General features: G+C 64.2%; 8 protein-coding genes. 5 read left to right on the top strand and 3 right to left on the bottom strand.

The features are described from left to right. From ACE03M_RS10070 to ACE03M_RS10060, 3 genes are all read left to right on the top strand, one after another. Nucleotides 1–979 (top strand): glycosyltransferase (locus ACE03M_RS10070; protein ID WP_485933854.1); only part of this gene is annotated, 979 nt, incomplete at its 5' end. 33 nt (nt 980–1,012) lie between these two features. Beyond that, complete coding sequence (locus ACE03M_RS10065) at nt 1,013–1,531, top strand: YbjN domain-containing protein (protein ID WP_485933852.1); 519 nt, start codon at nt 1,013–1,015, stop codon at nt 1,529–1,531. Beyond that, nucleotides 1,528–1,884 carry an iron chaperone gene (locus ACE03M_RS10060; protein ID WP_143920619.1) on the top strand — a complete coding sequence of 119 codons (357 nt, stop codon included), beginning with the start codon at nt 1,528–1,530 and terminating at the stop codon, nt 1,882–1,884. Before ACE03M_RS10065 ends, ACE03M_RS10060 begins: the two co-directional genes overlap by 4 nt. A gap of 3 nt (nt 1,885–1,887) precedes the next feature. Here ACE03M_RS10060 and ACE03M_RS10055 read toward each other — a convergent pair whose 3' ends face one another. Further along, a complete protein-coding gene (locus tag ACE03M_RS10055) occupies nt 1,888–2,535 on the bottom strand; it encodes a GNAT family N-acetyltransferase (RefSeq protein ID WP_485933851.1) in 648 nt (215 codons plus the stop codon). Beyond that, entirely contained in the window at nt 2,532–3,647 is a 1,116-nt protein-coding gene (locus tag ACE03M_RS10050; RefSeq protein WP_485933850.1) for a bile acid:sodium symporter family protein, read from the bottom strand. The genes ACE03M_RS10055 and ACE03M_RS10050 overlap by 4 nt, the downstream gene beginning before the upstream one ends. Before the next feature lie 129 nt (nt 3,648–3,776). Between ACE03M_RS10050 and ACE03M_RS10045 the strand changes: the two genes are divergently transcribed. Further along, nucleotides 3,777–4,520, top strand: coding sequence for a phosphoglyceromutase (locus tag ACE03M_RS10045; protein ID WP_143920617.1), 744 nt, complete (start codon nt 3,777–3,779; stop codon nt 4,518–4,520). Between the two features lie 3 nt (nt 4,521–4,523). On the opposite strand, the gene ACE03M_RS10040 is transcribed toward ACE03M_RS10045, so the two are convergent. Beyond that, nucleotides 4,524–5,459: a LysR family transcriptional regulator gene (locus ACE03M_RS10040; RefSeq protein ID WP_485933849.1), complete on the bottom strand. Its 936-nt coding sequence runs from the start codon at nt 5,457–5,459 to the stop codon at nt 4,524–4,526. Nucleotides 5,460–5,530: 71 nt separating this feature from the next. Between ACE03M_RS10040 and ACE03M_RS10035 the strand changes: the two genes are divergently transcribed. Next, nucleotides 5,531–6,463: EamA family transporter (locus ACE03M_RS10035; RefSeq protein ID WP_485933847.1), on the top strand; the 933-nt coding region annotated here is incomplete at its 3' end.

Genomic DNA, 6,463 nt, shown 5'->3' with positions numbered 1-6,463 from the left:
CCCCGCGACCAGGTCGGGTGAGCGTCCTCGAATCGTCGTGAGCATGCACACGATCGGCGCAGTCAAGAACCGCGACTCAGAGACCAGCCACGAACGGCCTCAGCGCTTGGAAGCAGAGGAGCGAATCGCCTCGGCGGTGGACCTGATCGTGGCCAACACTCCGGCAGAGCGTCGCGATCTCATCCACGAGCTCGGCGCCGATGCCGACGCCGTAGTGGTGGCCAGGCCCGGCGTCGACCACGACCTGTTCTCCCCAGGAGATCGTGCCGAAGCCAGAACAGTTCTGGGTCTTGCACCAGACGAATTCGTCGTCCTCTATGTGGGGCGGATGCAGTTCATCAAGGGAACCGACGTCGTCGTCGATGCGATCTCCGGCCTGCGAGAGAACAACCCGCACCTGGCGTCTCGGACGCGTGGAATCCTCCTCGGCGCAGTTTCGGGCCAAGAGGCTCCGACTGGTTCCTCGTCGTACCTGCGCGAGCTGAACTCAGCGATCGCCGCCGAACCCAGCGTCGAGGTGCGACGTCCCGTCCCCGCTCATGAACTCGTCACCTACTACCGCGCGGCGGACATCCTTCTCGTCCCCTCACGCAGCGAATCATTCGGACTGGTCGCGGCCGAAGCCTCGGCATCGGGCCTGCCCGCCATAGCCTCGGCGGTGGGCGGTCTGCCCGACATCGTCGAACACGGGTATTCGGGCGTGCTCATCGCCGATCATAACCCTCGGCATTGGGCCATGGCTCTCGAGCGGATGCTCCTCGATGACGAACTGCGACGCGAACTCGCACTTCATGCCGCCGATCGCTCTGCCCGATTCGACTGGTCGGCCACGGCGGCGAGTGTGCTCGGCGCCCTCGACGTGCCGGATCTGGCCCCGACCACGACGATGACGACCACCGAACAGCTGACGGTCATGGAAGAGACAGCGACTGGGGAAGAACTTAACCCGAAGCCGCGACTGGTCGGGCGCGGCTGCTGAAGGACTCATGGATTGCCGACGGAAGGACACATGATGACGACCGACACCGAGACGCTTCTGGCCGGTGTGAGGCAGTGGGCCCATGAGAACGAGGTCGAAGTCGACGCCGTAGAGGACACGCAGATCGCCGTGGTCCTGCCGGGAGAGAAGAAGCTGAAGACGACCGTGTCGATCACCATCTCCGCGCGAACGGTGCAGCTGCAGGCGTTCGTCATCCGCCACCCGGATGAGAACGCCGAGGAGTTCAACCGCTGGCTGCTCATCAAGAACATGAGACCAGGCCCGGTGTCGTTCGGCATCGACACCCTCGGCGATGTGTATCTGGGAGCCAGCGTTCCCCGGGACCGACTTCTCGAGGAACTCGACTCGCTGCTCGGGGCGATTCTGGCGATCGCCGACTCCTCGTTCAACGAACTTCTGCTCATCGGCTTCCTCACCGGAATGAAGAAGGAATGGGCCTGGAGGGTCAGTCGCGGCGAGTCGACGCGGAACCTCGCCGCCTTCGAAGACGTCCTCAGCGGACCGGACAACGAATTTCTGGAGCAGGCTTGAACGTCGACGATTACATCGCCGGCTTCGACGATGTGCACAAGCGGGAATTCCTGAGGCGCCTGCGGGACCTCAGCCGCGCCGCTGCGCCCACCGCTGAGGAAGGCCTCAAATGGGGGAACCCTGCCTATTTCGTAGGTACGATCCTCTTCGCCTTCGCCGGCTATGCCAAGCACGCGAACTTCGTATTCACCCCCAGCACCAAAGAGGCCTTCGCCGATCGGCTGAGCGGATTCGACACCGGAAAGGGTTCGATCAAGCTCTACTACGATCGCGAGATACCCACCGACCTGCTGGCGGAGATGATCGCCCACCGCATCCGTGAGTTCGAGGTCGACGGGGTGAAGTGGATGTGAGTGTCAGCTCAGGTCCAGTTTGAGCCCTTCGTGACTGGCCTCGTAGCCGAGCCGTGCGTAGAACCGCTGCGCATCCGTGCGCGACTTATCGGTCGTCAGCTGAGCCAGCGAGGCCCCGAATCGACGCCCGCAGTCATGGGCCCATTCGAAGACCGCCGTGCCCAGTCCTAGGCCCTGCGCATCAGGCCCGATCCTCACCGCTTCGATCTGCAGCCGCGTCGAACCTCGTCGTGACAGGCTCGGGATCAGCGTCAGCTGCAGGGTGCCGACGACGGCAGTCGATCCGGTGTCGGACGGGCGTGGCTGCCCACCCTCATCGTTGTTCGCAGAACCGTCATGATGAGTCTCGGCACCGTCATGGTGGGTCTCAGCATCTTCGCGATTGCTCTCAGCACAGTTGGTGACGTCGTCGATCGTGACGAGAAGCTGATTGGGATCGGAATCGATGAGACCGAAGGCACGTTGGTAGTCGGCCACCTCCTCGGCGCCGGAACCCTCACGAGCAGCACCGAGGGCGTCATCGCGAAGCAAGGACACGAGGTCGTGCACATCGGTGTCTCGTGCCCGCCGAATCAGAAATCTCCTGTTCGCGAGAGCGATCGTCTCCTCGTCGAAAGCGGAGAAGCCCGACGGGGTCGAGGGCCCGATCACAGTCCCGACTCCTGTGTGTGACTGTCTCCGGCGACCTGCTCACGCGGTGGTTTGCCGTAGGGGCGGCGTGCGAACACCGAGGCCAGGAGTGCACCGGAGACGTTGTGCCAGACGCTGAACACAGCGCCGGGAAGAGCAGCGAGCGGTGAGAAGTACGTGGTTGCGAGAGTGGATGCGAGCCCCGAATTCTGCAACCCGACCTCGAAGGTCATCGCTCGTCTGGTCGGAGTGTCCAACCGGCAGGCCGCGGCCACTCCGTAGCCGAGTCCAAGTCCCAAGACGTTGTGCGTGATGACTGCCAGGAGCACGAGGATTCCGGCGGTCGCGATGGAGTCGGCGGAGCCCGCGACGACGACCGCCACGATGTAGGCGATGGCGATGGACGCGAACCAGGGCAGTATCGGTGAGATCTTGTCGACGAACTTCGAGGCCACGAGCCTGACGATCACCCCGACGATGACGGGCACGAGCACCGTCTGACAGATCGAGACGAACATCGACCAGAACGGAACGTCCATGTATGAGCCGGCCAGCCACAGGGTCAGCAGGGGAGTGAGGACCGGGGCGAGAAGGGTCGACAGGGTTGTGATCGACACCGACAGGGCGGTATCGCCCTTGGCCAGGTAGGTGACGACGTTCGAAGCAGTCCCTCCGGGGGCACATCCGACGAGGATGACGCCGACAGCGATCTCAGTCGGAAGGCTGTAGAGGGTGACGACCAGGAGACCGAGCAGGGGCATTGCGACGAACTGCGTCACGACACCGAGGGCGGCGATCCACGGCTTCTTCGCGATCCGAGCGAAGTCCGGCAGCGTCAGCGTCAGACCCATGAAGAACATGACGATTCCGAGAGCCCAGGTGATCGAGGGCGCGAGAGGAGTGAACGTGTCGGGACTGAGGAACCCGAGGACTCCGGCGATGACGACGAGGACCGGCAGTGCCGTCACAGCGATGATCGAACTGCGGTCGGAGTTCGGCTGCTGGGGCTGAGGAGCCGATGAGCCTCCCGCCTGCGGTGGCGGGGTCGGCGACTGCGAGCTCGACGATGGAGGCTGTGGGTTCGACGACTCAGGCTGCGAGCTCGACGACTGCGGTGTAGGGGTGTCAGGCATGAGTTCAGGCTATCCCGGCATATCGGGATGCAAGATCGAGTGCCGAATAGTGAGAAATATCTCGGAAGCACCTGGACCAGAGGGTGGGCGGCTCTGTGTGCGTCGGCACGGTCGTGCAAAAATGGTGGCATGACGCATAACCTCATCCTGCTGCGCCACGGCGAGAGCGAATGGAACCAGAAGAATCTGTTCACCGGTTGGGTCGACGTGACCCTGACGGACAAGGGGCGGGCTGAGGGCCAGCGGGCCGGCGAGCTCCTGCGCGAGGCCGACCTCATCCCCGACGTCGTCTACACCTCCCGTCTCAAGCGGGCCATCCTCACCTCGAATCTGGCGCTCGAGGCCGCCGACCTCTCCTGGCTGGACGTCCATCGCAGCTGGCGACTCAACGAACGCCACTACGGTGCGCTGCAGGGCAAGAACAAGAAGGAGATCCGCGAGGAGTTCGGCGAGGAGCAGTTCATGACCTGGCGCCGCTCCTTCGACACCCCGCCGCCAGCTCTCGGCGACGCCTCCGAATTCTCGCAGGCCGGAGATCCTCGCTACGCCAACCTCGGCGGTTCCCTGCCTCGCACGGAATGCCTGGCCGACGTCATCGACCGGCTTCTGCCCTACTGGTACGACCGGCTCGTCCCCGAGCTCACCGTCGGACGCACCGTGCTCGTCGTCGCCCACGGCAATTCGCTGCGTGCCCTCGTCAAGCACCTCGACGGTATCTCCGATGCCGATATCACCGGCCTCAACATTCCCACCGGCATCCCGCTGCACTACGAGCTGACCGAGGACTTCACTCCGGTCAGGCCCGGCGGCACGTATCTCGATGCGGCTGCCGCAGAGGCCGCGATCGGTCAGGTCGCCAACCAGGGTCGCTGAGGCTCAGACTCTCCCTCGCTCGGGCTCGCACTCACCTGCTGTCACCTCGGCGACTGCCCTCATCTGCTCAAGGAGAAGGGAGATCGCCGGGGATGCGCTCATGGAGGCCCGCCACACGAGGTAGATCCAGCGGGCGATGCTCGGATCGTCGAGTTCGACGACGGTGACGTCGGCTGGCAGGTGCGGCCGTCCCAGCCGCGGCACCAGCGCGAGCGCCCCGACGGCCCGGACGAACTCGATCTGGGTGTCATACTCCATCGCCCAGTACTCGATCCGCGGTTCGGCGTTGAGGGGATCGAAGAGCGCGGTGAGCCAGCGGTGGCATACGCCGTTGCGCGGTGCCGAGACGAAGACCTCGCGGAGGAGATCCTGCCGGGTCACCAGACTGCGTGATGCCAGATGGTGGTCACGATGCATGACGATATCGGCCCGGTCGACGGTGATGAGCTCGGAATTCAGCGTCGAGGGCAGCTGGGGAGGACCCTCCCGCCAGTCGAAGATCAGCGAAGCGTCGATCCGACCGACCGTGACCATGTCGATGAGCTCATCGGGTTCCTCCTCGATGTTGGTGATCGTCAGCTCCGGCGCGGTGTTCTTGAGCAGCGGCAGGGATGGCACCAGCACCCCGCGGATGCCGGTCGAGAACCCGCCCACCGTGATCCGACCTCGAGGTTCGCCCGACCTTGCCCGGGCGTCGGTCTCGAGGCTTTCGAGATCCTGGAGCAGCTCGGCGCCGCGACGGCTGAGCTCCCGACCCATCGGAGTCAATGCGATCCCCCGTCCGGTGCGCTCGGTGACAGGTGAGCCGAGGTAGCGCGAGAGCTTCTGCAGCTGGTGGCTGATGGCCGCCGAGGTGTAGCCGAGTGCATCGGCCGTCGCCGTGACGGATCCGGCCGAGTCGAGAGCAACGAGCGTGCGCAGAGCGAGAGCGTCAATCATCAAACAATTTTAACGAAACCACGCATTTATATTCAATGGAATTTTGATGCAATGGCTGGGATCCTGGAGGTATGCGTCCCGTCCATTACATGCTCGCCCTGCTCGTCGTCGTTCTCTGGGGCGTCAACTTCATCTTCATCGACTTCGGATTGCGGGACTGGCCACCGCTGCTCCTCGTCGCAGCCCGCTTCACGCTCGTCGTGATCCCGGCGATCTTCTTCGTCAAGTACCCCAGAGGGAACTTCCGACGCATCCTCCTCATCGGCGTCTTCATGTCCGCCGGTCAGTTCGGCCTCCTCTACACAGCCATGTTCCTCGGACTGCCTGCGGGTCTGACGTCGATCGTCATCCAGATTCAGGCCGCTTTCACGGTGCTCGTCGCGGCCCTTGTGCTCAAGGAATTCCCGAGTCGACGCCAGATCATCGGCATCCTCATCGGCCTGTCCGGACTGTGCGTCATCGGCCTGAGCCTCCAGGCATCGGTGCCGATCGTCGCCTTCCTCGTCGCGCTCGCCGCGTCCCTGTCCTGGGCGATCGGCAATGTCATCGCCCGCGGCGTCAAGGAGGGCACGAACGGTGTGCAGATGACCGTGTGGTCGGCCATCGTGGTCCCCGTGCCCCTGTTCGCGCTCTCGATGCTCGTCGACGGCCCCGCCGAGGTGGCTCACGCACTTGCGAACCCGACCTGGGGAGTCGTGGCTTCGGTCGTCTACACCGCCGGCTGCGCCTCACTCATCGGCTACGTCATCTGGAATTCGCTGCTTGCAAGGTTCCCGGCATCGCAGGTGGCGCCGTTCTCACTGTTGGTTCCCCTGGTCGGTGTGCTCTCGGCCTGGCTCGTCCTCGGAGACCGTCCCACCGTTCCCGAGCTCGTCGGCGGAGCCCTGCTGCTTCTGGGCGTCGCCGTCACGACGGGAGTGCTGAAGACCATCGCACGCAGCATCAGCGGAACGAACCGGAGGCAGCGGAAGGTCATCGCCAGCGAAAAGCCCGAGGTCGAACAT

It is taken from the genome of Brevibacterium sp. AGC70 (genome assembly GCF_057334195.1).
Note: the sequence above shows the minus strand (reverse complement) of the source record. Positions and strands in the feature narration are given on the sequence as shown.

Bases quoted from the DNA above. Each gene is read 5' to 3' on its own strand.
- ACE03M_RS10065 (WP_485933852.1), top strand. From the start codon at position 1,013: ATGACGACCGACACCGAGACGCTTCTGGCCGGTGTGAGGCAGTGGGCC.
- ACE03M_RS10050 (WP_485933850.1), bottom strand. From the start codon at position 3,647: ATGCCTGACACCCCTACACCGCAGTCGTCGAGCTCGCAGCCTGAGTCG.
- ACE03M_RS10045 (WP_143920617.1), top strand. From the start codon at position 3,777: ATGACGCATAACCTCATCCTGCTGCGCCACGGCGAGAGCGAATGGAAC.
- ACE03M_RS10040 (WP_485933849.1), bottom strand. From the start codon at position 5,459: ATGATTGACGCTCTCGCTCTGCGCACGCTCGTTGCTCTCGACTCGGCC.